27 protein-coding genes are annotated in these 26,009 nt (G+C 64.5%); 14 read left to right on the forward strand and 13 right to left on the reverse strand.

What is annotated here, in order from left to right; translation table 11 throughout:
• Positions 1-68 precede the first annotated feature (68 nt).
• The 3 genes from MRBLMS1_RS23160 to MRBLMS1_RS23170 form a co-directional block, all read right to left on the reverse strand.
• Positions 69-254, reverse strand: coding sequence for a CsbD family protein (locus tag MRBLMS1_RS23160; RefSeq protein ID WP_034759763.1), 186 nt, complete (start codon positions 252-254; stop codon positions 69-71).
• 175 nt (positions 255-429) lie between these two features.
• Entirely contained in the window at positions 430-1,074 is a 645-nt protein-coding gene (locus MRBLMS1_RS23165; protein ID WP_485882229.1) for a class I SAM-dependent methyltransferase, read from the reverse strand.
• A 70-nt stretch (positions 1,075-1,144) separates the two neighbouring features.
• The gene (locus tag MRBLMS1_RS23170; RefSeq protein ID WP_485882231.1) at positions 1,145-3,229 is read right to left on the reverse strand and encodes a M13 family metallopeptidase; all 2,085 of its coding nucleotides are present in this window, start codon (positions 3,227-3,229) and stop codon (positions 1,145-1,147) included.
• A 243-nt stretch (positions 3,230-3,472) separates the two neighbouring features.
• Here MRBLMS1_RS23170 and MRBLMS1_RS23175 point away from each other — a divergent pair, with 243 nt between their 5' ends.
• Entirely contained in the window at positions 3,473-3,769 is a 297-nt protein-coding gene (locus tag MRBLMS1_RS23175; protein ID WP_139090283.1) for a flagellar protein FliT, read from the forward strand.
• Positions 3,770-4,185: 416 nt separating this feature from the next.
• Here MRBLMS1_RS23175 and MRBLMS1_RS23180 read toward each other — a convergent pair whose 3' ends face one another.
• On the reverse strand, positions 4,186-5,292 hold the full coding sequence (locus tag MRBLMS1_RS23180) for a type IV pilus assembly protein FimV (protein WP_485882234.1): 1,107 nt from the start codon (positions 5,290-5,292) through the stop codon (positions 4,186-4,188).
• 172 nt (positions 5,293-5,464) lie between these two features.
• Between MRBLMS1_RS23180 and fumC the strand changes: the two genes are divergently transcribed.
• The 3 genes from fumC to MRBLMS1_RS23195 all read left to right on the forward strand — a co-directional run bounded on the left by fumC (position 5,465) and on the right by MRBLMS1_RS23195 (position 7,585).
• Entirely contained in the window at positions 5,465-6,859 is a 1,395-nt protein-coding gene (fumC, locus tag MRBLMS1_RS23185; protein WP_485882236.1) for a class II fumarate hydratase, read from the forward strand.
• A 95-nt stretch (positions 6,860-6,954) separates the two neighbouring features.
• Positions 6,955-7,176, forward strand: a complete 222-nt coding sequence (locus MRBLMS1_RS23190; protein ID WP_035825476.1) for an RNA-binding S4 domain-containing protein — start codon at positions 6,955-6,957, stop codon at positions 7,174-7,176.
• Positions 7,177-7,300: 124 nt separating this feature from the next.
• Positions 7,301-7,585 carry a hypothetical protein gene (locus MRBLMS1_RS23195; protein ID WP_034759786.1) on the forward strand — a complete coding sequence of 95 codons (285 nt, stop codon included), beginning with the start codon at positions 7,301-7,303 and terminating at the stop codon, positions 7,583-7,585.
• A gap of 4 nt (positions 7,586-7,589) precedes the next feature.
• Here MRBLMS1_RS23195 and bufB read toward each other — a convergent pair whose 3' ends face one another.
• The 8 genes from bufB to MRBLMS1_RS23235 all read right to left on the reverse strand — a co-directional run bounded on the left by bufB (position 7,590) and on the right by MRBLMS1_RS23235 (position 15,127).
• Entirely contained in the window at positions 7,590-9,212 is a 1,623-nt protein-coding gene (gene bufB, locus MRBLMS1_RS23200; protein ID WP_485882239.1) for an MNIO family bufferin maturase, read from the reverse strand.
• A gap of 17 nt (positions 9,213-9,229) precedes the next feature.
• A complete protein-coding gene (locus MRBLMS1_RS23205) occupies positions 9,230-9,532 on the reverse strand; it encodes a BufA1 family periplasmic bufferin-type metallophore (protein WP_485882241.1) in 303 nt (100 codons plus the stop codon).
• Positions 9,533-9,769: 237 nt separating this feature from the next.
• On the reverse strand, positions 9,770-9,970 hold the full coding sequence (locus MRBLMS1_RS23210) for a YjfB family protein (RefSeq protein ID WP_086141004.1): 201 nt from the start codon (positions 9,968-9,970) through the stop codon (positions 9,770-9,772).
• A 57-nt stretch (positions 9,971-10,027) separates the two neighbouring features.
• Entirely contained in the window at positions 10,028-10,564 is a 537-nt protein-coding gene (gene mobB / locus MRBLMS1_RS23215; RefSeq protein WP_485882243.1) for a molybdopterin-guanine dinucleotide biosynthesis protein B, read from the reverse strand.
• A gap of 94 nt (positions 10,565-10,658) precedes the next feature.
• A complete protein-coding gene (locus MRBLMS1_RS23220) occupies positions 10,659-12,131 on the reverse strand; it encodes an alkaline phosphatase family protein (RefSeq protein ID WP_485882245.1) in 1,473 nt (490 codons plus the stop codon).
• 100 nt (positions 12,132-12,231) lie between these two features.
• A complete protein-coding gene (locus MRBLMS1_RS23225; RefSeq protein ID WP_485882247.1) occupies positions 12,232-12,906 on the reverse strand; it encodes a general secretion pathway protein GspB in 675 nt (224 codons plus the stop codon).
• 1 nt (position 12,907) lies between these two features.
• Positions 12,908-14,551, reverse strand: coding sequence for an ExeA family protein (locus MRBLMS1_RS23230; RefSeq protein WP_485882249.1), 1,644 nt, complete (start codon positions 14,549-14,551; stop codon positions 12,908-12,910).
• A gap of 51 nt (positions 14,552-14,602) precedes the next feature.
• Complete coding sequence (locus tag MRBLMS1_RS23235; protein ID WP_139090270.1) at positions 14,603-15,127, reverse strand: hypothetical protein; 525 nt, start codon at positions 15,125-15,127, stop codon at positions 14,603-14,605.
• 421 nt (positions 15,128-15,548) lie between these two features.
• Between MRBLMS1_RS23235 and MRBLMS1_RS23240 the strand changes: the two genes are divergently transcribed.
• Positions 15,549-15,821, forward strand: a complete 273-nt coding sequence (locus MRBLMS1_RS23240; protein WP_485882252.1) for a hypothetical protein — start codon at positions 15,549-15,551, stop codon at positions 15,819-15,821.
• Between the two features lie 51 nt (positions 15,822-15,872).
• Here MRBLMS1_RS23240 and MRBLMS1_RS23245 read toward each other — a convergent pair whose 3' ends face one another.
• Entirely contained in the window at positions 15,873-16,160 is a 288-nt protein-coding gene (locus MRBLMS1_RS23245) for a hypothetical protein (protein ID WP_034759823.1), read from the reverse strand.
• Positions 16,161-16,508: 348 nt separating this feature from the next.
• Between MRBLMS1_RS23245 and MRBLMS1_RS23250 the strand changes: the two genes are divergently transcribed.
• The 9 genes from MRBLMS1_RS23250 (at position 16,509) to MRBLMS1_RS23290 (ending at position 25,863) form a co-directional block, all read left to right on the forward strand.
• Positions 16,509-17,381 carry a glucosamine kinase nucleotide-binding domain-containing protein gene (locus tag MRBLMS1_RS23250; RefSeq protein ID WP_485882254.1) on the forward strand — a complete coding sequence of 291 codons (873 nt, stop codon included), beginning with the start codon at positions 16,509-16,511 and terminating at the stop codon, positions 17,379-17,381.
• A 2-nt stretch (positions 17,382-17,383) separates the two neighbouring features.
• Positions 17,384-18,118: a GntR family transcriptional regulator gene (locus MRBLMS1_RS23255; protein ID WP_046685618.1), complete on the forward strand. Its 735-nt coding sequence runs from the start codon at positions 17,384-17,386 to the stop codon at positions 18,116-18,118.
• On the forward strand, positions 18,115-19,227 hold the full coding sequence (gene nagA / locus MRBLMS1_RS23260) for an N-acetylglucosamine-6-phosphate deacetylase (RefSeq protein ID WP_139090264.1): 1,113 nt from the start codon (positions 18,115-18,117) through the stop codon (positions 19,225-19,227). Before MRBLMS1_RS23255 ends, nagA begins: the two co-directional genes overlap by 4 nt.
• On the forward strand, positions 19,217-20,230 hold the full coding sequence (locus MRBLMS1_RS23265; RefSeq protein ID WP_034759831.1) for an SIS domain-containing protein: 1,014 nt from the start codon (positions 19,217-19,219) through the stop codon (positions 20,228-20,230). Before nagA ends, MRBLMS1_RS23265 begins: the two co-directional genes overlap by 11 nt.
• Positions 20,231-20,362: 132 nt before the next feature.
• Positions 20,363-21,622 carry an ABC transporter substrate-binding protein gene (locus MRBLMS1_RS23270; RefSeq protein ID WP_485882257.1) on the forward strand — a complete coding sequence of 420 codons (1,260 nt, stop codon included), beginning with the start codon at positions 20,363-20,365 and terminating at the stop codon, positions 21,620-21,622.
• Positions 21,623-21,626: 4 nt separating this feature from the next.
• Positions 21,627-22,499 carry a carbohydrate ABC transporter permease gene (locus MRBLMS1_RS23275; RefSeq protein WP_485882259.1) on the forward strand — a complete coding sequence of 291 codons (873 nt, stop codon included), beginning with the start codon at positions 21,627-21,629 and terminating at the stop codon, positions 22,497-22,499.
• A gap of 12 nt (positions 22,500-22,511) precedes the next feature.
• Positions 22,512-23,360 carry a carbohydrate ABC transporter permease gene (locus tag MRBLMS1_RS23280; RefSeq protein WP_436482744.1) on the forward strand — a complete coding sequence of 283 codons (849 nt, stop codon included), beginning with the start codon at positions 22,512-22,514 and terminating at the stop codon, positions 23,358-23,360.
• A gap of 26 nt (positions 23,361-23,386) precedes the next feature.
• On the forward strand, positions 23,387-24,715 hold the full coding sequence (locus MRBLMS1_RS23285; protein WP_485882261.1) for an MFS transporter: 1,329 nt from the start codon (positions 23,387-23,389) through the stop codon (positions 24,713-24,715).
• Positions 24,716-24,729: 14 nt separating this feature from the next.
• Complete coding sequence (locus tag MRBLMS1_RS23290) at positions 24,730-25,863, forward strand: ABC transporter ATP-binding protein (protein ID WP_485882263.1); 1,134 nt, start codon at positions 24,730-24,732, stop codon at positions 25,861-25,863.
• Positions 25,864-26,009: the final 146 nt, after the last annotated feature.

The raw sequence follows: 26,009 nt of genomic DNA on the forward strand, positions 1-26,009 counted from the left end.
GCGCGCCCACACATGAAAACCGCCGCCTGTCTCGCGACAGGCGGCGGTTTTTTTATGCGTGCGTCAGATTACGGTTTGCGCGTGACGGTCTCGACCGCATCCTTGACGTCGCCAACCTTCTTCTGCACTTTGCCTTCGACCTGGTTTGCCAGGCCCTTGGCTTGCTGTTCTTCGCTGCCGACGACTTTGCCAGCGGCTTCCTGGATTTTACCGCCGACTTCCTTCAGTTTACCTTCGACTTGATCTTTGTTCATGATGGATCCTCACTGTAGTTGGTACATCTGTTGTCCTGCCCCGAAGGGCCGGTACTGCGGCTCACACGCCGTTGCAAACTGCTTGCTGCGTGTCGATGTGTCCATACTACGCTTGAGGTTGCAAAAACTATGTACGGTCCCTAACACATGCCAAAAATCAGCTAATTACGCGAAATCAGCCCGCTTTGCGCCATACCGTCGCCAGCCAAGGCTGCTGTTCGCGCGGCAAGCCGGGCGGACGGTAGTACTGCTCGACCAGGCTGAATCCGACCGCCTGCACATATGCGGCCCATGTCGCTTCGTCGTGATAGCTGCCGTAGCGCGCGCCGTTCCAGCCTTCCTGGTTCTGCCCGCGCGGATTCGAGCTGAACAGCACGCCGCCCGGTTTCAGGCACGCGTACAAGGCGCGCAGCACGCCGGGCAGGACGGCGCTGGGCACGTGAAACAGCACGGCATTCGCGAACACGCCGTCGAACTGCGCGGCAGGCAAGTCGAGGTCGACGAAATCCTGCTGCCATACGGTGCAGCCGCTGTAGGCGCGCGCCATCTCGACGAAGCGGGCGCTGCCATCGACACCGGTGGCGTGGTGGCCCATGGCCGTGAACGCTTTCAGATCGCGGCCCGGGCCGCAGCCGAGGTCGAGAATCTCCACAGGCGCCGGGCGGCCGATGGCGTTCAGCAGCGCGCTGATGTTCTGGCTGACGTCGTGGTCGCGCGTGCCTTCGAAAAACTGCTCGGCGCTGGCGTCGTAATGGGCCAGGGTGCGTTCGGTGATAGCGTGGATGGGGTCTTGCTGATCTTGCGGTGGGGTCGGCTTCATGGCGGTCCTGTCGATATGTTCCGCCATTTTACGGTGCCGGCGCGCTGCGTGCCGGCACCGTCACCATTTGCTACCAGACGCGCACGCGCTGTTCCGGCGCCAGGTACAGCTGCTGCCCCGGCTTGACGTCGAAGGCCGGGTACCAGGCGTCGAGGTTGCGCACGGTAGCGGCGCGGTATTGCGCCGGCGCGTGGCCATCCGTGAGGATTTGCTGGCGCGCCGCCGCCTCGCGCGCCTTGCTGCGCCAGCTGACGCCGTAGCCGGTGAAGAAATCGCGGTCCGCGCCCGGCTGCGCCGGCTTGCCCTGCTGCGACAGGGTGAACGCGTCATGCGCGGCCGCCACGCCGGCCAGGTCGGCCAGGTTTTCGCTCAGGGTCAGCTGGCCATTCACGGCCAGGTCGGGGAACGGCTTGTAGGCCGCGAACTGCGCCACCAATTGCTTCGAGGCCGACTGGAAATGCGCCAGGTCGGCTGGCGTCCACCAGTCGCGCAACTTGCCCTGGGCGTCGAACTGCGCGCCCTGGTCGTCAAAACTGTGGCTGATCTCGTGGCCGATGGTGGCGCCGATGCCGCCATAGTTGGCCGCGTCGGACGCTGTCGGATCGAAGAATGGCGGCTGCAGGATGGCGGCCGGGAAGTTCAGCGCATTTTGCAGCGGCAGGTTGACGGCGTTGACGAGCTGCGCCGGCATGGCCCAGGCCTTGCGGTCGGGAGACTGGCCCAGCTTGGCAAGCTCCTGCTGGTAATGGAACTGCTCCGCCCGCTGCACATTGCCCAGCGCATCGCCGCGCACCACGCGCAAGCCCGCATAATTCTCCCAGCGTTCCGGATAGCCGACGCCCACATACAGGGTCTTGAGTTTTTCCTGCGCCTGCGCCTTGGTGGCCGGCGCCATCCAGTCCAGCTTGTCGATGCGGCGCGAGAAGGCGGCGACGATATTCGTCACCATGTCCTGCACGCGCGCTTTCGATTCAGGCGGGAAATAGCGTTCCACGTACAGCTTGCCGACGGCGTCGCTGAGGGCCGCATTCGTCGCGGCCAGCGCGCGCTTGCTGCGCGGCGACTGCTGCGGCGTGCCGCTCAGGGCGCTGCCATAGAAGGCAAAGCGCTGGTCGGCGGCCGCCTTCGGCAAGGTCGTGCTGAAATGGTTGATCGCGTGGAAGGCCAGAAAATCCTTCCAGGTGGCCAGCGGCACGCTACCCACCAGGGCCGCGCTGCCCGTCATGGCCGTCGGATGCCAGACGATGAAATCCGTCTGCTTGCCCAGGCCAGCCGCCTGGAAGAAGGCTTTCCAGTCCAGCCCAGGCGCCTTGCTGGCGAAGTCGGCGGCGCGCCACGCGTTATTGCCCTTGGCGACATCGGCCGAATCCTCGCGGCTGGCGTGGCTGGCGGCAATTTGCTGCTCCAGCGCAAACACGCGCGCGGCGCGGGCCGGCGCATCGCTGTAGCCGGCCTGCTTGAGCATGGCGGCGATATGCGCCTGATAGCCCGTGCGCAAGCCCTGCATGCGGGCGTTGTCGCTCTGGTAAAAGGCGCGGTCGGGCAAGCCCAGCCCGCCCTGCAGCAGATAGGCCACATTGCGCGTGGTGTCGTTCAAGTCTTGCGCCACCCACAGGCCGAACAGGTTTTCCGTATAAAAATTGGTGGCGTTGAGCGGGTCGACATCGGCGCGCAGGCTCTCGCCCAGCGCGCGGGCCAGTCCTGCCTGGTCGCGTATGCCATCGATCTTCTTCAGCAGCGGCTTGATCGGCGCCCAGCCTTTTGCCTCGATAGCCGCTTCATCGATCCAGGAACGGTAAAAATCGCTGACCTGGCGCGCGGAGGCATCGGCCTGTGGCGCCGCCGCCAGGCCTTCGACGAGGGCGATGATGCGCTCGTTGGTGGCGTTGGCGAGGATGGCAAACGAGCCCCAGCTGCTGCGGTCGGCGGGAATCTCCGTGCTGCGCAGCCAGTCGCCATTCACATAATCATAAAAGTCGTCGCCGGGCAAGACAGCCGTGGGCGCCGCCATCGCGGCGGCGGGACTGGCGGCCGCCTCCTGTGCATGCGCGTGGACGGCGCCCCCGGCCAGCGCGATGCCGGACAGGGCCAGCACCATGGCGCGCTTGCGCCAGGAAGCAGGGAAAGAGGAAGCGGCGGCAGTGACAACGCGCATGGTGATCCTTTCAGGCAAAGTAACGACAGTAGTGTGCAAAATCATAACGCGTTTTGAGGCACCGCAACACACTCCCCTGCCACCACGGCGCCAGCAGGCATGCGGCTTGACGGGCGACTCCGGCAGCCGCCAAGCAATCATCTAAATTATTTTCACTTTTTTTCAAAAATACCCTCAAGTTCCCCTTGGACCTGCCGTTAATCTGGACAAGCGGTAATCCATTCACTAGTTACGGGTGTGCTCATGACCTCCAACGACGTTCTCTCGATGTACGAAAATATTGCAGGAATGACCAATAAAATGGTCGTAGCCGCACGTTCGAGCGACTGGGATGGCCTGGATACCCTGGAAAACCAGTGCGCCAGCGCCGCCAGCGCGACCATGACGGGCAAGGTGCCCGCCCTGGCCGGCGCCTCGCGCCTGCGCAAGATCGACTTGCTCAAGCAAATCCTGGCCAACGACCGCGAAATCCGCACCATCACGGAACCATGGATGACGCAGTTGCCGAACGCCATGCAGGGTTCGCGCGCACGCATGTAAAGCTTGCCGCACCAGAAACGACAAAAGCACCCGCGGGTGCTTTTTTTACGTCTGCCGCCATGCCAGGGAGCGCGCCATCTGCGGCACCCGGAAAGCAAGGAGGGGGAATTTGGAAGGCGAGCCCCAGGTATCTCCTGGCGTCGCCTCGCTGCCGGTTGCATCCGGCGTTCGCGAGCACATCGTCGGCATCGCGAACCGCTTCCAGACCCAGGCGTTTATGCAACGCTACACCTGTTTGCCGCGCCACGCTATCGTTGGTGACTGCGCCAGGCTGGGGCTGTTTTGTCGTAGAGCAAGTCCACTGAATTCATCATAGCACCATCTTTGAAAAACAGGCAACGTGATTGGCCGGCGTTTCCATGTATTTTTTCAATATCTTTTTTTACATCAAATTTCGGCGCCGTCTTGCCATCTCTTTAACGCGAGAACGGCTCCGGTTCCGCCTCGGCCGCCCCATCTTCCACGGCTTCCGTCAGCACGGGCACATCCTTCTTCTTGCGGCTAAACGGCTTGCGCAGCAAGACCCAGTATTTCGACGGCGCGCCAGGCGCCTGCCTGCGCTTGCGCACGACATACACGATGACGGCCGTCAGCAGCAGAAAGAGCAAGGTGCCGATACCTAGCCACAACAGGCCGTTGCCGCCCGCCTTTTTGTCCTTGTCAGCGGCGGGCGCCGCATGCAGGGGCTTGGGCTTGGCATGCGGCACTTCCGCCGCCACCGGTGCAGCGGCAGCCGGCAGAGCCAGCGCCTTTTGCAAGGCGCCGATCTTGCCCTCCAATTCGCCGAGCTTTGCATTCAGGGCCGTGTTTTTCTCATCCAGCGCCACGCACGCTTGCGCCTGCTCCATATCGGCTTGGGGCGCGCAAGCGGCCACGGGCGCCGTGGCGCGGCGCACCGGTGCCGGGCGCTGCTGCACCGGAGCCGCAGGCGTGGGCGCGACGGGCGGCGGCACGAACACGCGCGCCGGACGCACGAGGCCCTCGGCGCGCGCGCGGGCCGCCAGCGCGGCGGCGTCGGGCGACGGGGCGACGGGCACAGGACGTGGTAACGGCAACGGCGCTGGCACGGGCGCCTGAACGGCAGGCCGGACTGGCGCACTGACGGGGGCAGCAGCGGGCGGCGCCGGCGTCAGCCACAAGGTCCCCAGGCGCACGACGGCGCCGCTGCCATTGCCCAGCAATAAATACAGATGCACGTGACCCGCCTGGATCGCTTGCCGGGTACTCACGCGCACATAGTGGCGCCCCCCGCGTTCCAGCGGGCTGATCGTCAATGTCTGCAGGGCCGGGTCCATGCCGATGCCGCCACCGCGGTACACATCGGGCGAGGCCAGGCGCACGGCCACGCCGTTGGTCTCCTCGGGCGCCAGGGCCATCAGTTCGATCTCGGCCAGCAGGGGCTGGCCCACATGGGACAGCACGGCCATCTCGCCCAGTTCGGCCGCGCCCGCCACAGACGGCAAGGCCAGGCTGGCGGCGGCGCACGCGATCAAAGACCAACGGGGAAGGATGCTGCTCTGCATGGACTGATCGCTTTGATAACAGGATAGATAATCGGGACTCGCCTGTCTTTAACGGCAGGAAATCGCAAAAATATAGATGGCCCAGGGTAAAAATGATGCAATACAGCATCACCCTGTGCATTTTTGACGCCTGGAGTACACTCGATCCACCTCTATCGATGAAAGGGATGTCATGAGTAGCAGAATTGAACGCGACAGTTTCGGCCCGATCGACGTACCCGCCGACCGGCTGTGGGGAGCGCAAACGCAGCGCTCGCTCGAGCACTTCCATATCTCCACGGAAAAGATGCCGCCTGAACTGATCGCCGCCCTGGCCACCGTCAAGCGCGCGGCCGCCCACGTCAACCTGGACCTGGGATTATTGGATGGCAAGAAAGCCGTTGCCATCACGCAGGCGGCCGACGAAGTACTGGCTGGCAAGCACGACGCGGAATTCCCGCTGGCCGTCTGGCAGACGGGCTCTGGCACGCAAAGCAATATGAACATGAACGAAGTGCTGGCCAACCGCGGTTCCGAGCTGATCGGCGGCTTGCGGGGCGCCGAGCGCCTGCTGCATCCGAACGACGACGTCAACCTGGGCCAGTCCTCGAACGACATCTTCCCGACCGCCATCCACGTGGCCGCCGCCCTGGCCGTCGCCAACACGGTCTTGCCGCCGCTGCGCCAGCTGCGCGCCACCCTGGATGCGAAGGCGACGGAATTTGCCGACATCGTCAAGATCGGCCGCACCCATTTGCAGGATGCGACGCCGCTGACCCTGGGCCAGGAATTTTCCGGCTACGTGGCGCAGCTGGACTTCGCCGAACACATCATCACGGCATCGCTGCCGCCGCTGCTGCAGCTGGCCGCCGGCGGCACGGCAGTCGGCACGGGCTTGAATGCCCACGTGGAATTTGCCGGCCGCATCGCGCAAGAACTGGCGTGCCTGACGGGCCAGCCGTTCGAAACGGCAAGCAACAAGTTTGCCGCGCTGGCCGCCCACGACGCCCTCGTCGCCGCCCATGGCGCGCTGAAAACCCTGGCCACGGCCCTGATGAAGATCGCCAACGACGTGCGCTGGATGGCGTCCGGCCCCCGCTCCGGCCTCGGCGAAATCACGATCCCCGAAAACGAGCCGGGCAGCTCCATCATGCCGGGCAAGGTCAACCCCACCCAGTGCGAAGCGCTGACCATGCTGTGCTGCCAGGTGTTCGGCAACGACGTGGCCATCACGGTGGGCGGCGCTTCGGGCAATTTCGAGCTGAACGTCTTCAAACCCTTGATTGCACACAACTTCCTGCAAAGCGCGCGCCTGCTGGGCGACGGCATGCGCAGTTTCGACGAGCATTGCGCGCACGGCATCGCGCCGAACCGCGCACGCATCGCCGAACTGATGGAGCGTTCCCTGATGCTGGTCACGGCGCTGGCGCCGCACATCGGCTACGACAAGGCGGCGCAAATCGCCAAGCAGGCCCAGCACGAAGGCACGACCTTGAAGGAAGCGGCGCTGGCCCTGGGCTTTGTAACGGAAGAGCAATTCAGTGCGTGGATCGTGCCCCTGGAGATGACGCGCCCCAACAAAAGCTGACTTCCACCCTGCATTGCTGGCGGCTTCAGGTAAACTACGAGTTAGTTGAGGTCGTCATCAAGTGTTGAAAACACATCATTGCAATAAGGGATACAATGCAAAAAGTAAGCTTTGATTTAACATCCGAATTCGTCGAGCTGAACCAGCTATTGAAGCTGGTCGGCTTGTGCGACAGTGGTGGCGCAGGCAAGGTCATGGTCGATAGCGGCGTGGTGAAGGTTGATGGCAAGAAGGAATTGCGCAAGACCGCCAAGATCCGCGCCGGCCAGGTCGTCAGCGTGGGCGATATCCGTATCACGGTCGTCGCTCCAGTCTGACCCCGGCATGGGGCGCGAAAGCGGCCCCATGCGTCCAGCCAGCACCCCGCCAGCCGGCTGCCTTTGTCAAGCTGCAAACACGTCGTTATTGCCAGAAAAATATCGATTGCAGAAGGGGAGCGCCATGGACCATCCCGAACAAGGTACGCGCAGCCAGGAACGCCTGATCGGCGACTTGCGCCAGGTCATAGAAAACGCGGAAGAATTGCTGCGTAACACAGACAAATACACCAGCAGCCTGTACCAGAGCGCGCGCGCCAGACTGGAACTGGCCCTCGTCGCGGCCACTGCCGAACTGGCCCGCTTTGAAGAAGAGCAAGTGACGCGCATGATGGACGCCACCCTGGCCGCGAATGCCCTGTACCGCGATCAGACGGGCGAAGCGCGCCTGCTGCGGGCCTTCGAATAAACCGTTACGCCGTCAACACCGCATGCGCCAGCCACTGGCGCAAGTGTGCGGCCAGGTCGAATGCCGGGTCCAGCGCGAATGCCGCATCGAGCGCGGCGCCAAACGTCTGTCCCTGCCGCAAGGCCAGCAAGGCCGCATGCGCCGCCGCATCGAGTACCAGCACCTGCGCCTTCCAGCGCGACCGGCATACGAGTGCCCAGCTGGCCACCTGCATATCCCGCGGAAACATCCCCTGCCCTTCCCCTTCCTGATGCGCCTGCCACAGGGCCGCCACTTGCCAGTTCGATGCGAGCAAGGCGCAAGCGGGATGCAAGGCAAAACAGCGCGTTTCCAATTGATCGGGATGCAGGGCGGCCAGCGACTCGGGCGCCAGGCCCTGCGCATCGGCCGCGTAGTGGGCCAGGTGCAAGGCCCACTCCAGGCGCGCCATGTCCGGTAGGTAGGGCAAGTCGGCCACGGGCGGGAACACGGCGAGAAAGTCGGCGAAACGCGCGCCAAACTGATTCAAATCGGCGCTATCGGATGGCATCTGCCGGCCATACGCGCGCGCCAGTCCGGCAAAGAATGCCTCGCCCACCAGCGCCAGCACGACTGGATAGACGTGGCCCAAGGTGCGGCGCCAGGTGGCGCTCAAGCTGCCGCGATACAAGGCGAAACGCTGCGGCACCGGTTCTCCCGCGAACGATGGCAGGGCTGCCGCGGTATCGAGCAAGGCCGTGGCAAACACTTGCTGGCCAGCTGCCAGCGCGTCAAGCGACGCGGGCGGTGGCGGCGCAGCCAGTACCGCCCCCTGCCAGGGCGTTTGCGGCGCATGGCGCGCCAGCATGGCCTGCGCCTTGTCCGCCTCGCCCAGCAAGACATTGAGGGCGGGCAAGTCCGTATCCCATTCGACGAGGGTGGGAATGGCACCAAAGCGCAGCAAGGCGGCCGCATACAAGTCCCAGACGGGCTCGGCCACGGCGGCGCCATGGTGGTCGACCACGGCGTGCGGCGTCAGCAGATGGCCGCCCAGGTGCAGTTCGCCCACGCTGCCCGGCGCGATGGATTGCATCGCAAGCATGGCGTCCTCGCCGTGGTTGCACTGGTTCACATACAGGTTATTGATATCGAGCAACAATCCACAGCCGCTGCGGCGCGCCAGTTCCGCCAGGAATTGCGCCTCGCTCATGGCATCGTCGGCAAAACGCAGGTAAGTGGAAACATTCTCCAGCAAGATCGGCCTTTTCAGCACATCCTGCACGCGCCCCACTCTGGCGCACAGCAAATCGAGGGCGGCGCCATTCAAGGCCAGCGGCAACAGATCGTTGAGTTGCTGCTGCGCTACGGCGCCCCAGCACAGGTGCTCCGACACGAGGGTCGGCTCGATGCGCTCGACCACGGCGCGCACGCGCTGCAGGTGCGCTTCCGAAAAGCCGTGTGCGGAGCCCAGGCCCAGGCCCACGCCATGCAGGCTGATCGGGTAATCCTCGCGCAGGGTCTGCAGCACGTGCCAGTCCCAGCCGGACGGCTGCAGATAGTTTTCAGTGTGCACTTCCAGCCAGCCCACCCTGGGCCGGCGCGCCAGAAAATCGCGGTAATGCGCGGCGCGCAGGCCGACGCCGGCAAGCGTCTGGATGGGCGGCGGCATGGGCGGGCGGCGGGTGCTTACGGCTGCGTGGCCGGTTTTGCAGCCTTGCCGGCCTTGATGGGCTTGACGGAGCCGCCCGCCTGTTCGCACGTGCCCTTGGCAACATAGGCCCATTCGGTAGGCAGGTTGTCCGCCTCCGCCTGGCCCGCGCAGGAATGCGCGCCATCGGACGAAGCGCAATCGTTCTGCCCCGCCTTGGCTACGCCATAGCATTTTTCCTTGTCGCCAGGGGCGGGACCGTCGTGCGCGACCGCGTTGATGGTGGCGCCGGCACAGATGCCCGCCAGGGCAGCGGCGATGAGAGCTTGACGTTTATTCATGGGATTCCTCTTGCTGGGTCAAAGTAATCGGTAAGTGGGCACGCCCCGGGCTGCACGATGGGCAACGCGAGGCGATGGACGCCATTCTACTGAATCGGCCGCGCCATGGCGAACCAGGCTCAATTACTGCATTTCACAGGGACAGGAAGGCAGACAAAAACGCCCACGCGCCACCGTTGATGACGGTGGTGTGGGCGTATCGATGGCGAGCGCCAAGCGGGCGCCGCAGGACTGCGCTCAGGCAGTCGTATTGATGCGGTTGCCGAGGTGAGCCGGCAGGCTGGGTGCCGCCTGTACCGGTGGCAGTGCTGCCAGCAAGGCAGTGGCAGTCGAGCTTTGGATATCCTGGGCTTTTTTCAGGACAGTCAAGCCAACGGCTTGCCGCGTGCCTGTCTCCGCCATCGTGGTTGACAGTTGAGCAATGCTTCCGACGTCCATACGTTTCTCCAATGAGGTTCTACCAGTATTAACGGATGGCCGCGGCAAACCTTTAGCTTATTTTTCCAGCTTATTTTCCAACTGCAGCAGCAACCAGGCCAGCACGTGCTCGCGCGCATTCAAGTCCAGCCATTGCACGCCCTCGCGCAGGTCGGCCGGCGCCGAGCTGTCGGAGGCGACGGCGATCACATGCGGGTCATGCGGATACAGGGGCGCCTGCCCCACTTCCGGGCGGAACACTTCCAGCTTGGGAATGGGATCCGTCTTGAATCCCTCCACCAGGGTCAGGTCAGCCGATCCCATGCGGGCCAGTTGCTGCGCCAGGCTGGGCTCGGGCGCGCCGCGCAGCTCGTGCACGATGGCAAAACGGTACGGCGACGCCACCAGCACTTCCGCCGCCCCCGCCATGCGCAGGCGGGCGCTGTCCTTTTGCGGCGGCTCCAGCGCCAGGTCATGGTGGCTGTGCTTGACCAGGTTGACGCGCAAGCCGCGCGCCGCCAGTTCCTTCACCACAAATTCCAGCAGGGTCGTCTTGCCGCTACCGGAACGGCCGATCACACCGAGTACCGGGTGGGCGGGCATCGCATCGTGCATGGTCACTCCTTGTTTGAGAAGGAATGATTATACGCAGCCCCACGGGCGCGACCGCCGGCGCAGGCGCCGCGCATTGCCCGGCGCATCGCCAAGGTCAAGCGAGCACAGGTTTTCCGCCATTCACGGCACCGGCGGGCGCCGTCTTGCCGCCCTGCCGCCGGCGTCTGCCCGCCGGCTTCGGCGCTGTCGCGCCCGCCGTTTTGCCCGCTGTTTTATTATTTGCCGCCTGCGCATTTCTGGCCGTGCGCGCCAATTGCCGGTGGGCGGCGATCGCGCCCGCCTCGGCATCGGACTGGAACGGTACGGCGGCAGCGACGGCCACTTCGCCATCAGGCTGGCAAGCGGGCGCCAGCGGAGTAAAATCCTGCGCCCGCACATCCGCTTCCCATGCGGCGCGCTGCGCCAGCACAGCAGCGGGTACGGCGGGCGCCGCGCGCGCTTGCGCCAGGGTCAGCACGGCGCCCAGGCCGCTGGCGGCCGCCACGCGCGCACCCATCTGGGGCAAGGCGCCATCGGCGCTGCGGCAAAAGCGCTGCAAGATGGTTTTGATGATCGACGTGTGGTCGTATACCTCGTGGCTGACGCTGCCCGGTGCGATCAGCGGCGACACAAGCAGCATGGGCACGCGCACGCCATACTGGCGAAACGCGGGATCGTCATCGATGGCGGGGCCAGGTGGCACATGGTCGAAAAACCCGCCGTGCTCGTCATAGCTGAGGATGAGCAAGGTGCGCGCCCAGGCCGGCCCGCGCGACAGGGCCTGGTAGACCTGCGCCACGAACGCCTGGCCGGCGCGGATATCGCCCGGCGGGTGATCGTCACCCTCAAAAAAATGCGGATCGATCCAGCTGACCGAGGGCAAGGCGCCCGCCAGCGCATCGCCGATGAAGCCATAGCGGCGCGCGCTGGAACCGAACGGTTCGTACAGCTCGGACGAACGGTAATGGTCGTCCGTCAGCGCCAGGCTCCAGGGCTTCCAGGCGGAATAGAATTTCCAGCTGACCTGGGCGCGGTCCAGGTGCCGCACGAAGGATTTGTTCGTATACAGGGGCACGCGCTTGCTGTCGCGGCTGCCGGCCGCCTTGCCGCTGATGGCATACAGGCGGTTGGGCCAGGTGGCGCCAGGCACCGAACTGTAGCAGCGGTCGCAAACGCAGAACTGCTGCGCCAGGAAATCGTACATGGGCAAGTCGGCACCATTGTAGTAGCCCATTACCAGGCCGATGTCGGGGTCGCCCGGATGCGTTTGCGCATAATCGCCGACAAAGCCGCCATTATTGTTTTGCAATTGCTGCGCCACCGACATGCCCGTATGCGACGGGTCTTGCTGCGGGCCAAAGGCCGTGCGCCGCAAATGGTGCACGGGGTAGCTCACGCCCGCATGCACGTTGGCATGGCTGGCCTGCAAACCGTCGATGTCGGTGCGCCCGCCTTCCAGGCTCAGGTAGCCGAGCATGTGATCGAACGATCGGTTTTCCATCATCAGCACGACGATATGGTCGATGCGCGCCAGGTTTCCCAGGCCATGCGCATCAAAAGCACCCTCACCAGCTGCGGCAGCAATCATCGGAACTCCCCGGCCGCGCACACGGTCGCAGCGACCCTGGTTCGACCAGGCCAGGCCAGTATGGTTCAGCTACTGTTACCCGGCCTTGATGCACAACAACTCAGTATGGCACGCGGTAGCGGTAGCCCTTGAAACTGAAGATGGCCGCCTTCGGCTGCAATTTTTCCAGCACGAGGCCGGGCGCCAGCTCCTCGCCTTCGTGGCGCAGGACCTTGTCGATCAGCAGCAGGCGGTCGGCCGGATTCTTCGAATAGATATAGCCGCCGATGGCGACCGGGGGGATTTGCCGCTGTATCGGCTCGGGCAAGTCGCGCATGCCGGGCACGGCCTCTTCGGCCGCGGCCGCCGGCGCAGGTACGGGCACGGCCGGCGCCGGAGCGGGGACTGGCGCCTCCGGCTTCGGTTCCGCCACGGGCTTGGCATGGTGCACGGGCGCGGCGGTGGCCGCTGGCGGCACGGGAACGGGCACGGCCACTGGCGCGGGCACGGGCGCTGCTGGCGGGACGACTGCCGGCAGCGGCGCGGGCACGGCCTGGGCCAGCACGGCAGGTGCAACCGCAGGTGCCGTGGCCGCCACCTGCCAAGGCTGCCACAGCAGCAGCGCGACAGCCACGGCCACCGCCACGCCGCCCAGCGCCAGCCAGACGGGCGCGCGACTCGCGGCGCCCGATGCTGCGCCATCGTGCAACTGCACTTGCGGCGCGTGGATAGACGGCAACTCGCCCAGCTGGCGTTCGGCTTGCGATTTTTTCAGTGCTTCAAGTATGTAGGACATCTTATTTCCCCGCCACCATCGCCGTCGCAGCGGGCGCTGCCACGGCAGGAGCTGCACTGCTCAGGCGCGGCTCCGCGTTGTCACCGAGCTGCATCAGGCGTATATACGTTTTCGGGCCTGCCAGACCATCGGCCCGCAGGTTCTGGCTTTGCTGGAAAGCGCGCAGCTGACCTTGCATCTCGGCATCGAGCGGCAGATTGGCGGCCGGCGCCGGCAAGCCCCGCTGTTGCGCCAGGCGCTGCGCCAGCCAGTCCACGTCGGCACCGCGCGCGCCCAGCGGCACTTCATCGCGCCAGCTGCGCGGGGCGCGCCAGAAGGTCGTGAAACTGCCATCGCTGCGCTGCGCCAGCTGGGCCAGCGGCAGGCTTTGCTGCTTGCCATCGAGCATCAAGGTGGCGCTCCCGTCCTGCACGCGCGTCAGCAGCGCCAGCTGTTCCCTGCCATCCGTATCGCGCAAGGCCAGCATGGCGGGACGGTCCAGCACGCGCAACTCGGCGATACCACCCCGGCTGTGCAGGCAGCGCAAGCCGGCGCGGGTGCCCGCCTGGCAAGCATCGCCGGCCGGCAACTGCTCGCCCCACAGGCTGGCCAGCTGGCGCAGCACGGCGTTGCGGTCCGGCACGCTGACTGGCGCGGATGCTGATGCGGATCCGGCGGCAGCCACCACGGCGGAGGCGGAGGCCGGCACTGAGGCGGCCACGACAGGCGCAGCAGGCACGGCGGACGGGCGCGGCATGAAATGCCAGGCCAGCGCGGCCGTGACCACGGCGCCGGCCAGCACGCCGCCCGCCACCTGCGGCCAGCGCAAGCCCCGTCCGGCAGCCGGCTTGCCCTCTTCCGCAAACACTTCCTCGGCGGCGCGGTGCAATATCTGGCGCGTCACTTGCGGCTGGTTTTCCACGTAGGCGCCCAGCAGCGCACGGTCGCACAGCAGGTTGATGCGGCGCGGCACGCCGTGGCTCATGGCGTGAATGTGCGCCATCAGTCGCGGCGCGAACGGCGTTTGCGCCGTGCAGCCGGCCACGGCCAGCCGATGGCGGATGTAGCTTGCCGTCTCGTCCGCCGTCAGCGAACCGAGGTGATAGCGGGCGATCACGCGCTGCGCCAGCTGCTCGAGGTCAGGCCGGGCCAGCATGGCGCGCAATTCCGGCTGGCCGATGAGGATAATCTGCAGCAACTTGCGCTCGCTCGTCTCCAGGTTCGTCAGCAAACGCAATTGTTCCAGCACGGCGGCGGACAGGTTTTGCGCTTCATCGATGATCAGCACATTGTTCTTGCCCTGCGCATGGCTGGCCAGCAAGTGCGCATTGATGGCGTCGACATAGCCTTTCACGCTGGCCACGCCGGGCGCCAGGGCGATACGGAATTCCTCGCAGATCGACAGCAGCAATTCCTCGACGGACAGTTTCGGATTGAAGATATACGCGAGCTGGCAGTTTTCCGGAATCTGTTCCATGAAGCAACGGCACACGGTGGTCTTGCCGGCGCCGATTTCGCCCGTCAGCAACACGAAGCCGCCGCCGCTGCCCACGCCATACAGTAAATGCGCCAGCGCTTCGCGGTGGCGTTCGCTCATGAACAGGTAGCGCGGATCGGGGGCGATCGAAAACGGCGATTGCTTGAGCTGGAAATAATGCGTGTACATGGAGACCCTGCGGATGAAACGATCAAAATGCGCGGCGGCAAGCCGATACCCTCATCGGGTGCGGGCGGGCGGCAACGGCTTGTATTTGGCGCAATAGACTTTCGCCTTGCTACGGAAGTAGACGATTTTACTGCCAGGCACGGAACCACGGACAGGAAAGGCGGAATTGTCGAGTTTATTGAAACGCAGGCCCGAGACGCCGCGAATGGCCGGCTCCAGCTTTTCCGGCGTCGAGTCCGCCACCACGCCCATGAAGACGAGGGGACTGGTATCGTCGCTGACAATCACGTCGGTAATCGGCGCGCCCCACAAGGTGGCGTCCGTGCGGAACCAGTAGGCGCCCCCTTCATGCTTGTAGGCGGGGCCGAAGGCCGTCAGCAGATACGCATAAAAGGCCTTGTTGTCGATCTGGTCGATGCACAGCACGGCATTGCCCACCACTTGCCCGAACGTGGACGGCGGCGGCTTTTGCTGCGCCAGCACGCCGGACACGGGCACGCCGCAGGCCAGCAGGGCGAACGCCGCCAGCAGGGCCGGCGCACGCCACGGGCGCATCAATGAACGGCGCACGCGCATGATCAGCGCTTGCGCTCTTCTTTCTTGACCTTCTTGGCTTCCTTCTTTTCCTTCATGGTCTTGGCCGGTTCCTTCTTGGCTTCTTTCTTGCTGTCCTGTGCCTTGCTCATCATCTACTCCATGCCTGGGCGGAAATGCCTGGGCCATTATGACACTCCCCCATGAAAATGCCACGTCATTTCCCCCATGCAATTGACAGACGGCGCCCGGCAAGCACGGGCAGCGCATGCGCTTATTTGCAAAAAGACGTTTGCATTTTTATTTTATTGTGTTTTAATACACGCAATTTATAAATAGATATCATTCCGGTGCGGCGTGACCAGCACGGAAACAAGCATACAAACTGGGGACAGGACATGGCCGGCATACGGCACGACCATGTGTAATCAACTTAGAACAGCCCTCGGCGGAAACAGGCAATATGATGAGAACAATGATTTTGCTGGGCGCGGCCCTGTCGCTCTGGGCCGCTGGCAACGCGCATGCGGCAGGCACGCCGCCGCTTCAGATGGCCGCCTACCAGACGGCGCCCGCCACCCTCGCCACGCGGCTGGCCCATTTCCATTCGCCGGACGCCAGCCGGCGCGTCCCTGGCTCGCATGAACCGGGCCCGCATTCGCTGCTGCTGGTCACCATCATGCTGCTGAGCCTGCGCATGCGCGTGCGCGCCAGCAGCGAAAAATTCAGCACCTGACGTGAAAACGGCCGCGCAAGGCGGCCGTTCCAGTCACACGTCAGCGCACGATCAGTGCAGGCACAGACGGCGGCGCGTCTTTTCGATCAGCGCCGCATCGTAGGGATACAGGTTCTCGATAAAGAACAATTCCGTTTCCGCTTCATCTTCCAGGCACATTTCGATCATGACCGGGCCATCGCTTTCGCGGCCCAGGAAATCCTTCGGCCAGCGGTTCTTGCGGTGCGTGCGCATCATTTCCATGCCCAGCGCGGCCAGCGGCGCCGACACACCGGCGGCCAGCGCCTCTTGCTGCCAGTCGTCCCAGTACTCGCTCTTTGCTGCCTTGTCGTTCATCATGCTCTTCCAACTCAGGTGTAAAAGGCGGACTTTACTCTTCATGGCGCCCCTTGCCAAGCATGCATACAAGCAATATCACACACCCAACAACAGACCAGTTGCAAAAAATTGGCATTAAACAAGGCCAATTTCAATACCATTCAACATCCACAAAAACTCCTTTAATAACAATAACTTGCCATCACATCCTCGGGCATGGCGCGACGCCGCGCAACGCAATTATCAATACCACTTAAATACCTGTTGACAAGCCATCGGGGCGACAATATAGTGCCTTCAGCTTTTTCGCCGCCCGACAAATAAAAGAACCGAGACAGGCGCACTCAACCAAACGCGGGACTGCACACCATGATCGAATACATAATCGGCGTCGACGGCGGGGGAAGCGGTACCCGCGTACGCCTGGCGCGCCTCGACGGCCAGGAGCTGGCACAGGGACAAAGCGGCCCCTCCGGCCTAGGGCTGGGCATCGAACGGGCCTGGACCTCCGTGGCGCATGCCGTCACCGTGGCCTTCCGCACGGTCGGCCTGGAACAGCCGTCATTGCAGCGCATGGCCATCGGCCTGGGCCTGGCCGGCGTGCACAACAAACAGTGGGCCGCCAGCTTCGTCGAACACAATCCCGGCTACGCCTTTGTGGCGCTGGAATCGGATGCCCTGACCACCCTGCTGGGCGCGCATGCGGGCCAGCCGGGCGCCATCGTTGCCATCGGCACGGGCAGCGTGGGCGAAGTGCTGCACGCGGACGGCAGCCGCCATGAAGTGGGCGGCTGGGGCTTCCCCTCCGGCGACGAGGCGGGCGGCGCCTGGATCGGCATGCGCGCCATCAACCACGCGCAGCAAGTGGTCGACGGGCGCGTGCCCGGCAGCGCTTTCGCCACGGCCGTCATCGACGCCTGCGGCGGCCAGCGCGACGCCATGCAAGTGTGGCTGGCCGAAGCCAGCCAGACCAATTTTGCGCAACTGGCACGGCTGGTGCTCGAACACGCGGCCAGCAACGCCGTGGCGCACACCATCCTGGTCGACGCGGGCCGGCAGATCGCGCTGATCGCCAGGGCGCTCGACCCGGCCGGCGCCTTGCCCGTGGCCCTGTGCGGCGGCCTGGCGGCACCCTTGTCGGGCTATCTGCCGGCGGAACTGTTGAAACTGGTCGTGCCGGCACAGGGCGACTCGGCCGCAGGCGGTCTGCGCCTGATACGCAAGCACTTGCAGGAGCAATGACCATGCTGGCCAAACTGTCCACCTTCAAACCCAATCCGGCCAGCGACACGCCGCTCTACATGCAGCTGGCGAACATGCTGTCGGACGGCATCGCCAGCGGCGACTGGCGCGCCAACCAGGCCTTGCCTTCCGAGCGCGTGCTGTCGGACATCCTGGAAATTTCGCGCGTCACGGCGCGCAAGGCCATCGACATGCTGTGCGACCGGGGCATGCTGACGCGCAAGCGCGGCTCGGGCACCTATATCACGCCCAAGCTGGAACAGCCGCTGTCGCGCCTGACGAGCTTTTCGGAAGAATTGCGCCAGCGGGGCTTTACGGCCGGCTCGCGCTGGCTGCAGCGCGACATCGGCTCGGCCGCACCGCTGGAACTGCTGTCGCTGGGACTGTCGCCGCACATGCCGGTGGCGCGTTTGCGCCGCCTGCGCACGGCAGACGAAGTGGTGATGGCGATCGAGACGACCACCATTCCCGCGCTGTACATGCCGGATCCGCAGCAGGTGACCGATTCGCTGTATGGCTACCTGGAGTCGCGCGGCACCATCCCGATGCGCGCGCTGCAGCATATCCGCGCCGTCAACGCCACGGCGGAACAGGCCAAGCTGGCCAATATCAAGACGGGTGAAGCCATGCTGCACATCACCCGTGTCAGTTATCTCGACAACGGCGCAGCGGTGGAACTGACCCACTCGTATTGCCGCAGTGATTATTATGAATTCGTAGCGGAGTCGCGCAGATGAGCAGCACTATCAAAGGCAATATCCTTACCCCAGGCGGCTGGATCCACGGCGCCATCGCCTTCGGCGAGCGGGTCGACAGCATCGAGGGCAATTCCCTCCACCCGTCGGGCAACAGCGACGACTATATTTTGCCCGGCTTTATCGACCTGCACGTGCATGGCGGCGCCGGCAAGGACATCATGGAGGGCGGCGAAGCCGTCTACACCATCGCGGCCATCCACGCGCGCCACGGCACCACCAGCCTGCTGGCCACCACCATGACGGCGCCGCCGGAAGACATCGACATGGCCTTGACGGCCATCGGCATCGCCGCCAACCACCGCCGCCCGAACACGGCGCGCGTGCTGGGCGCCCACCTGGAAGGCCCGTACATCAATTCCGGCAAGCTCGGTGCGCAGCCCAACTTCGCGCGCGCCGCCACCTTGGCTGAAATCGAACGCCTGCAAACGCTGGCCAAGCTGCGCGTCATCACCGTGGCACCGGAAATCGCCGGCCACCTGGACCTGGTGCGCGCGCTGGCCGACGCCGGCGTGCGCGTGCAGATCGGCCACACGCTCGGTTCGTACGAAGACGGCGTGGCCGCGCTCGAGCACGGCGCCATGGGCTTCACGCATCTGTTCAACGCCATGAGCGGCCTGCACCACCGCGAGCCGGGCATGGTCGGCGCCGCCCTGGCGCACGCCGAATACGCGGAACTGATCCCCGACCTGCTGCACGTGCATCCGGGCGCCATCAAGGTGGCCCTGCGCGCCATCCCGCGCCTGTATTGCGTCACCGATTCGACGGCCGCCACCGGCATGCCGGACGGCGAATACATGCTGGGCCGCCACGCCGTGCAGAAATGCATGGGCGGCGTGCGCCTGCCCGACGGCACACTGGCGGGCAGCACCCTGACCCTGGACCAGGCGCTGCGCAACCTGGTGGGACTGGGACTGGACCTGGCCGACGCGTCCAAGCGCGTGTCGACCAACGCCGCCGATTACCTGGGCCTGGAAGAACGCGGCCGGCTGGCCCCCGGTACTTACGCCGATCTGGTGGTACTCGATCGCGATCTCAAACTCAAAGCTGTGTATATAGAAGGAGAAATCTGTGACCTCAATGATGCTTAAAGAAGCCATTTCCGCCGCCGAATGCGTCGCCCTGCAACTGGCCAGCGACACGGAACGCTACGCGGAACTGGGCCGCAAATTGAGGAGCACCTCGTTCTCGACCGCGCTGACCATCGCGCGCGGCAGCTCGGACCACGCCTGCAACTACGTCGCCTACCTGATCATGGCGCGCCTGGGCCGTGTCGTGGCCTCGCTGCCGATGTCGCTGGTCACCCTGAACAAGTCGCCGCTGGTGACGCGCGACACCTTGGCCATCTCGATCTCGCAATCGGGCCAGAGCCCTGACGTGGTCGAGCCGATCCGCTACTTCCGCGACGGCGGCGCCACCACCGTGGCCCTCGTCAACGACATCGATTCGCCGCTAGCGCACGCCGCCGAGTGGGCCATGCCCCTGCGCGCGGGCAAGGAACAAAGCGTCGCCGCCACCAAGAGTTTTATTACCAGCCTGGTCGCCGGTGCCCGCATGGTGGCCCAGTGGCAGAACGACCCCGAGCTGCTGGGCGGTCTGGAAGCGCTGCCCGAGGCGCTGCTCGAAGCGACCCGCGTCGACTGGTCGCCGGCGATCGACGTGCTGGCCCCGGCCCGCAACATCATGGTCGTCGGACGCGGCATCAGTTTCCCCGTGGCGCTGGAGTCGGCCCTGAAATTCAAGGAAACCTCGGCCCTGCAGGCGGAAGCGTTCAGCGGCGCCGAAATCAAGCACGGCCCGATGGCCCTGATCGAAGACGGCTACCCACTGCTGATTTTCGCCACGCGCGGCCCGACCCAGGCCGGCCTGCTGCAGCTGGCAACTGAGATGCGCGGGCGCGGCGCCAAGGTCTTGCTGGCGGCGCCCGCCGATGTGGCCGAGCGCGACCTGACCCTGCCCGTGGCGGCCACGCCGGACCTCGATCCGATCGTCGCCATCCAGTCCTTCTACGTGATGGCGGCAAAACTGTCGGCCGCGCGCGGCATGGATCCGGATGCGCCGCGTCACTTGAGCAAGGTCACCAAGACCAACTAGGCACTACCCGGCAGCTTCGCCCCCGGCACGGGGCGCGGCTGCCGTCAGAAGCACCCGAATATAAGCGACGGCAAGGGCATGTACCCGCGCCGCGGACTCATGGACATTGGAGCGCCACGCTCCAGGATAAAAATGACGATCAAGAGACTGTTGGCGGTTGTTGCCTGCGCGGGCCTGCTCGCGCCGCAGGCATGGGCTGCCGAGAAAATCGAATTCTGGACCTTCAGCATGAAGCCCAAGTTCACACCGTATTTCCATGCGGTGGTGGCGCGCTATGAGGCGCAGAATCCCGGCGTCAAGATCGAATGGATCGACTTCCCGTGGGACATCATCCAGACCAAGCTGGTCACGCGCATCGTGTCCGGCACGCCGCCCGCGCTGGTCAGCCTGAACGTGCCCTGGGCCGACGAATTTGCGCGCGACGGCTTGCTCACACCCGTCGATGGCCTGATCAAGGAAGCGCGCGCCAGCTACATTCCCAGCGCCCTGGACGACTTGCGCTTCAAGGGCCGCACCTACGGTTTTCCCATGTACAGCAATGTCGCGGTGATCGCCTTCAATACCGCCATCTTCAAGCAGGCGGGCCTTAAGCGTGGCCCCGCCAGCCTCGATGAACAGCTGGCGTACGCGCGCCAGATCGCGCAACGCACGGGCAAGGCCGGCATCGCCCCGGCCCTGTCCAAGATCGACGGCCTGTTCATGCAGCAGGGCCTGGCCGTCATCACCGACAACCGCGCCGTCTTCAATTCGCCGCAGCACGTGGCGCTGGTGCAGAAACTGGCCGACACCTACAAGGCCGGCGGCTTATTGAAAGAAAGCCTGTTCGCCGAAGACAATTTCCCGGCCGTGATCGACGCCTACAAGGGCGGCCGCCTGGGCATGCTGCTGGCGCCGCCGACGGCCATGCAGCGCATTCGCGGCGACGCGAAAGACATCTACGCCATCACCGACGTGGCGCCCGCGCCGCTGGGCCCCACCGGCATCGCCGACGGCGGCTGGCTCGTGCACTTCGCCATCCCGAAAGGCGTGCCGGCGCGCCAGCTGCCGTCGGTCGGCAAGTTCGCGCGCTTCCTGACGAACGACGAGAACCAGCTGGCCTTCGCGCGCCAGGCCAGCGTCTTTCCCACCACCGTGAAAGCGGCGGCCGATCCGTTCTTCCTCGCCACGCCAGCAAACGCGGGCGCGGCCGAAAAAGCGGTGGCTGCCGGCGCCCTGTCGATGGGCCACTCGCGCACCCTGTACGTGGCCGGCATCGACGACTACGACGAGTTGCGCCGCTCGCTCGTGAAAGCCGTCGAAGCGGGCGTGACGGGCAAGCAGGACGTCAAGCAGGCGCTGGACCAGGCCGTCGCCATCTGGAACCGCAAGCTGGCCACCCTGCCGCGCCACTAAGGACATGATGAAACTCGCCCACCGCCACACCGTGCAAGCCTGGCTGTTCCTGACTCCCGCCCTGCTGCTGCTGGCCGCCTTTTCCTTCTGGCCCGTCGGCTATGGCTCCGTGCTGGCGTTTACCGACTACAGCCTGATACGCGAGACGCGCTTCGTCGGCCTCGACAACTTCCGCTACATCTTCAACAACGAGATGTTCGTCTCGGGCCTGAAAAACTCGCTGATGTTTTTGCTGATGGTGCCCTTCGTGCAGGTGGGCGCCATCGTGCTGGCGGTGCTGGTAAACAACCGCCTGCCCGGCATCCGTTTGTTCCGCGCCGCCTTCTACGTGCCCGTGGTGACCACCGTTTCCGTGGTCGGCATCATGTGGGGCTTCATGTTCCATGAACAGGGCGCCTTGAACTACGTGATGATGACGTTGAAACTGGTGAATGCACCCGTGGGCTGGCTGTCGAACGACAGTCTGGCCCTGTTTGCCGTCATGTTCGTGACCCTGTGGCGCGGCCTGGGCTGGTACATGGTGATGTATCTGGCGGCCCTGCAATCGATACCGTCGGACATGCAGGAAGCGGCCATGCTCGATGGTGCCAACCGCTGGCAGCGTTTCTGGAAAATCACCGTGCCGATGCTGCGCCCCACCATCATGCTGTGCTCCATCCTGTCCGTACTGGCGGCCCTGAAGGCGTACCAGGAAGTCGACGTGCTGACCCAGGGCGGGCCGATGAATTCCACCTTCACGGCGCTGTACTACGCGTATGACCAGGGCCTCAAACACTTGAAACTGCCGCGCGCGCTGGCGGCCAGTTTCGTCGTCTCGCTGTTCTGCATCGCCATCGCCCTGCTGTGCCTGCGCTATCTGAAACCGAAGCACCGCTAACCGGGAATGACCATGAAACTCCGCTCCCGCCCCCTGAAAACGCGCCTGCAGCTCATTGGCCAATACGCTGGCCACTACGCCGTGCTGTGCGCCATCGCCGTCGTCTGCGTCTTCCCTTTCTGGTGGACCCTGGTGACGGCCATTTCCACGGAAGGCAATATCTTCGCTTTTCCGCCCACCTTCTGGCCGAAGGCGCCGTCCTTGGACAACTTCATCGAAGTGTTCAATGCCATCCCGATCTGGTCGTTCTTCAAGAACTCCGTGCTGATCGCCGTGTTCACCGTGTTCTGGAAACTGCTGCTGTGTTCACTGGCCGCGTATCCGCTGGCGCGCCTGAAATTCCGCGGCCGCAAACTCGTGTTCGGCCTGATCCTGGCCACCCTGGTGCTGCCGTCCGAGGTCAACTTCCTCGTCAACTTCATCACCATCACGCAAATGAGCCTGGTCGATACCTACACGGGCGTAATCCTGCCCAACGTGGTGACGGCCGTAGCCATCTTGCTGCTCAAGCAGGCGTTCGAGGAAGTGCCGCAAGACCTGATCGACGCGGCGCGTGTCGACGGCGCATCCGAGTGGGTGATCTTCAGCCGCATCATGCTGCCGCTGATTACGCCATGGCTGGCCACCGTCGGCATCCTGACGGCCGTCGAATCGTGGAATGAATACATCTGGCCTTCCATCGTCATGAGCAAACCCGATGAATTCCCCCTGTCGGTGGGCGTGCTGTACTTGCGCGGCACCTTCGGCAGCAGCACGCGCGTGATCGCGGCCGGCACTCTGATCACCATCGTGCCGACGCTGCTCGCCTTCCTGTTTACCCAACGCTTCTTCATGCGCGGCATGGACGGCGCAGTCAAATGAAAACGTCTCTCGATAAGGAAGCCTCCATGCACGACCAGCGCATCAGCATCAGTAAAAAAGCACGCAGCCCGATCACCTGGGTGCCCACCTTGTACTTCGCCCAGGGCTTGCCGTTCTACGCCGTGGCCCTGGTGGCCGGCCTGATGTTCAAGAGCATGGGCGTGCCGAACGACCAGATCGCCCGCTGGACGGGCCTGATCGGCTTTGCCTGGGTCTTCAAGTCGCTGTGGAGCCCCTTCCTGGAACTGGCGTCGAGCAAGAAGACCATGGTGGTGCTGTTCCAGTTCCTTGGCGGCCTGAGCCTGGGCCAGATCGCGCTGGCGCTGCAAACGCCGCTGTGGTTCGCCGCCTGCATCGCCGTGCTGTTCGTCGCCGCGCTGGCCTCGTCCACGCACGACATCGTCTGCGACGGCCTGTATATCGCCAGCCTGTCGGACAAGCAGCAGGCGGCCTACGCGGGCTGGCAAGGCGCCTTTTTCAATGCGGGCAAGTTCATCTCGCTGGGCGGCCTGGTGATCCTGGCCGGCTACCTGGAGAAGAAAATCGGTATCAAGCCCGCCTGGTCGGTGATCTTCCTGATCATCGGCGCCATGATGCTGTCGCTGGCCGCCTACCACCTGTGGGCGCTGCCGCAGGTGCGCAACGCGACCGTGGCCGACAAGAGCGTGGCTGGCATCAGCCGCACCCTGTGGGACGTGCTGGTGGACTTCCTGAAAAAGCCCGGCATCTGGGGCATGATCGCCTTCATCATCCTGTTCCGCGCGGGCGAGGCGCAAGTGCAGACCATCGGCCCGCTGTTCCTGCGCGAAGCGCGCGAACTGGGGGGACTGGGCCTGTCGACGACGGAAGTGGGCGCCGTGTACGGCACGGCCGGCACCGTCGCCTTCCTGCTGGGCAGCATCGGTGGCGGCTACTTCACGTCGTGGCTGGGCCTCAAGCGCGCCATGTTCTTCCTGATCCTGGCCATGAACTTGCCGAACCTGGTGTTCTACTACCTGAGCCACAGCATGCCGACCGACCTGCCCCTGATCACGGCCGCGCTCAGCGTCGAGATGTTCGGCTACGGCTTCGGCTTCGTCGGCCTGATCCTGTTCATGATGCAGGTGGTCTCCGTGGGCAAGTACCAGACGGCCCACTATGCGTTCGCCACCGGCGTGATGCAGCTCGGCTTCGTGCTGTTCAAGATGATCAGCGGCGACATCCAGACGGCGCTCGGCTACAAGACCTTTTTCCTGTGGGTGCTTGTGTCGGCCGTGCCCGTGCTGATCCTGTCGCGCTTCATGCGCATCGGCCCGAAGGATACCTCCGACCCATCTGACGCCGGCGCCACCTCCGCGCCGGCCAGCGCAAGCTAGGATAGAAGCATTTCATGGCACATATCGCATTAAAAAATATCGTCAAGCTGTACGACGACAAGCACCCCGTCATCCACGGCATCGACCTCGATATCCGCGACGGCGAATTCGTCGTCTTCGTGGGGCCGTCCGGCTGCGGCAAATCAACGCTGCTGCGCATGATCGCGGGGCTGGAAGACATCACGGACGGCGAGCTGCATATCGGCGGCCAGCTGGCCAACGATATCGCGCCGGCCGAGCGGGGCCTGGCCATGGTCTTCCAGAGCTATGCCCTGTATCCGCACATGACGGTGTTCGAAAACATGGCCTTCGCCCTCTCCCTGGCAGGACATAAAAAGGCCGAGGTGCGCGCCGCCGTCGAGCGCGCGGCCGACATCCTGCAGATCACGCCGCTGTTGAAACGCAAGCCGAAAGACCTGTCGGGCGGCCAGCGCCAGCGCGTTGCCATCGGCCGCGCCATCGTGCGCAAACCCAAGGTTTTTCTCTTCGACGAACCGCTGTCGAACCTCGATGCATCGTTGCGCGTGCAGATGCGCGTGGAGATTTCGCGCCTGCACCAGGAACTGAAAACCACCATGATCTACGTCACGCACGACCAGGTCGAGGCCATGACCCTGGGCGAGCGCATCGTCGTCTTCAACGGCGGGCGCATCGAGCAGGTGGGCAGTCCGCACGAACTGTATAACAATCCCGGCAACCTGTTCGTGGCCGGCTTCCTCGGCGCGCCGAAGATGAACTTCATCACTTGCGAGGCCGTCGCCTGCGGCCCCGGTTCCGTGGCCGTGCGCCTGCCCAGCGGCGCCGTCATCGACGTCGATGCGCACGGCGATGGCGTGGCGCCGGGCGACCAGCTGACCCTGGGCGTACGCGCCGAGCATGTCAGCCTGCAGCACGGGGGCACTCCGGGCAGCAACGTCGTCGACGCGGCCGTCAGCCATGTGGAATACCTGGGCGACGTGGCCATCGTTTACGCCAGCATGCCGGGTGTGAACGAGATGCTGGCCGTCAAGCTGCCGGCCGAAGAAGGCTTGCGCCACGCAGGCGACGCCATGCGCCTGCACCTGCCGCCGCAGCGCTGCCTGCTGTTCGATGCCAAAGGGCAAGCCCTGGCGCGCACGTTTGCCGCACCCGCTCAGCCGTTTATGTGACAATAGCCGTTTTGTATCATGCCGCTTCTGTTTGACTTGTGCAGACAGACTGGCAGAAATGTATTTTTTCGAGCTTCCTTGCCCCTCTGGCAATGCTACTACACGATGTTGCGGCTGCCAGTGCCGGTGCGTATTTTTGTTATTGA

The organism is Massilia sp. LMS1-1-1.1, from assembly GCF_040815535.1.
Lineage (GTDB): Bacteria > Pseudomonadota > Gammaproteobacteria > Burkholderiales > Burkholderiaceae_D > Janthinobacterium > Janthinobacterium aestuarii.

Coding starts and splice junctions, on each gene's coding strand:
- MRBLMS1_RS23160 (WP_034759763.1), bottom strand. CDS start 254: ATGAACAAAGATCAAGTCGAAGGTAAACTGAAGGAAGTCGGCGGTAAA.
- MRBLMS1_RS23165 (WP_485882229.1), bottom strand. CDS start 1,074: ATGAAGCCGACCCCACCGCAAGATCAGCAAGACCCCATCCACGCTATC.
- MRBLMS1_RS23170 (WP_485882231.1), bottom strand. CDS start 3,229: ATGCGCGTTGTCACTGCCGCCGCTTCCTCTTTCCCTGCTTCCTGGCGC.
- MRBLMS1_RS23175 (WP_139090283.1), top strand. CDS start 3,473: ATGACCTCCAACGACGTTCTCTCGATGTACGAAAATATTGCAGGAATG.
- MRBLMS1_RS23180 (WP_485882234.1), bottom strand. CDS start 5,292: ATGCAGAGCAGCATCCTTCCCCGTTGGTCTTTGATCGCGTGCGCCGCC.
- fumC (WP_485882236.1), top strand. CDS start 5,465: ATGAGTAGCAGAATTGAACGCGACAGTTTCGGCCCGATCGACGTACCC.
- MRBLMS1_RS23190 (WP_035825476.1), top strand. CDS start 6,955: ATGCAAAAAGTAAGCTTTGATTTAACATCCGAATTCGTCGAGCTGAAC.
- MRBLMS1_RS23195 (WP_034759786.1), top strand. CDS start 7,301: ATGGACCATCCCGAACAAGGTACGCGCAGCCAGGAACGCCTGATCGGC.
- bufB (WP_485882239.1), bottom strand. CDS start 9,212: ATGCCGCCGCCCATCCAGACGCTTGCCGGCGTCGGCCTGCGCGCCGCG.
- MRBLMS1_RS23205 (WP_485882241.1), bottom strand. CDS start 9,532: ATGAATAAACGTCAAGCTCTCATCGCCGCTGCCCTGGCGGGCATCTGT.
- MRBLMS1_RS23210 (WP_086141004.1), bottom strand. CDS start 9,970: ATGGACGTCGGAAGCATTGCTCAACTGTCAACCACGATGGCGGAGACA.
- mobB (WP_485882243.1), bottom strand. CDS start 10,564: ATGCACGATGCGATGCCCGCCCACCCGGTACTCGGTGTGATCGGCCGT.
- MRBLMS1_RS23220 (WP_485882245.1), bottom strand. CDS start 12,131: ATGATTGCTGCCGCAGCTGGTGAGGGTGCTTTTGATGCGCATGGCCTG.
- MRBLMS1_RS23225 (WP_485882247.1), bottom strand. CDS start 12,906: ATGTCCTACATACTTGAAGCACTGAAAAAATCGCAAGCCGAACGCCAG.
- MRBLMS1_RS23230 (WP_485882249.1), bottom strand. CDS start 14,551: ATGTACACGCATTATTTCCAGCTCAAGCAATCGCCGTTTTCGATCGCC.
- MRBLMS1_RS23235 (WP_139090270.1), bottom strand. CDS start 15,127: ATGCGCGTGCGCCGTTCATTGATGCGCCCGTGGCGTGCGCCGGCCCTG.
- MRBLMS1_RS23240 (WP_485882252.1), top strand. CDS start 15,549: ATGATGAGAACAATGATTTTGCTGGGCGCGGCCCTGTCGCTCTGGGCC.
- MRBLMS1_RS23245 (WP_034759823.1), bottom strand. CDS start 16,160: ATGATGAACGACAAGGCAGCAAAGAGCGAGTACTGGGACGACTGGCAG.
- MRBLMS1_RS23250 (WP_485882254.1), top strand. CDS start 16,509: ATGATCGAATACATAATCGGCGTCGACGGCGGGGGAAGCGGTACCCGC.
- MRBLMS1_RS23255 (WP_046685618.1), top strand. CDS start 17,384: ATGCTGGCCAAACTGTCCACCTTCAAACCCAATCCGGCCAGCGACACG.
- nagA (WP_139090264.1), top strand. CDS start 18,115: ATGAGCAGCACTATCAAAGGCAATATCCTTACCCCAGGCGGCTGGATC.
- MRBLMS1_RS23265 (WP_034759831.1), top strand. CDS start 19,217: ATGATGCTTAAAGAAGCCATTTCCGCCGCCGAATGCGTCGCCCTGCAA.
- MRBLMS1_RS23270 (WP_485882257.1), top strand. CDS start 20,363: ATGACGATCAAGAGACTGTTGGCGGTTGTTGCCTGCGCGGGCCTGCTC.
- MRBLMS1_RS23275 (WP_485882259.1), top strand. CDS start 21,627: ATGATGAAACTCGCCCACCGCCACACCGTGCAAGCCTGGCTGTTCCTG.
- MRBLMS1_RS23280 (WP_436482744.1), top strand. CDS start 22,512: ATGAAACTCCGCTCCCGCCCCCTGAAAACGCGCCTGCAGCTCATTGGC.
- MRBLMS1_RS23285 (WP_485882261.1), top strand. CDS start 23,387: ATGCACGACCAGCGCATCAGCATCAGTAAAAAAGCACGCAGCCCGATC.
- MRBLMS1_RS23290 (WP_485882263.1), top strand. CDS start 24,730: ATGGCACATATCGCATTAAAAAATATCGTCAAGCTGTACGACGACAAG.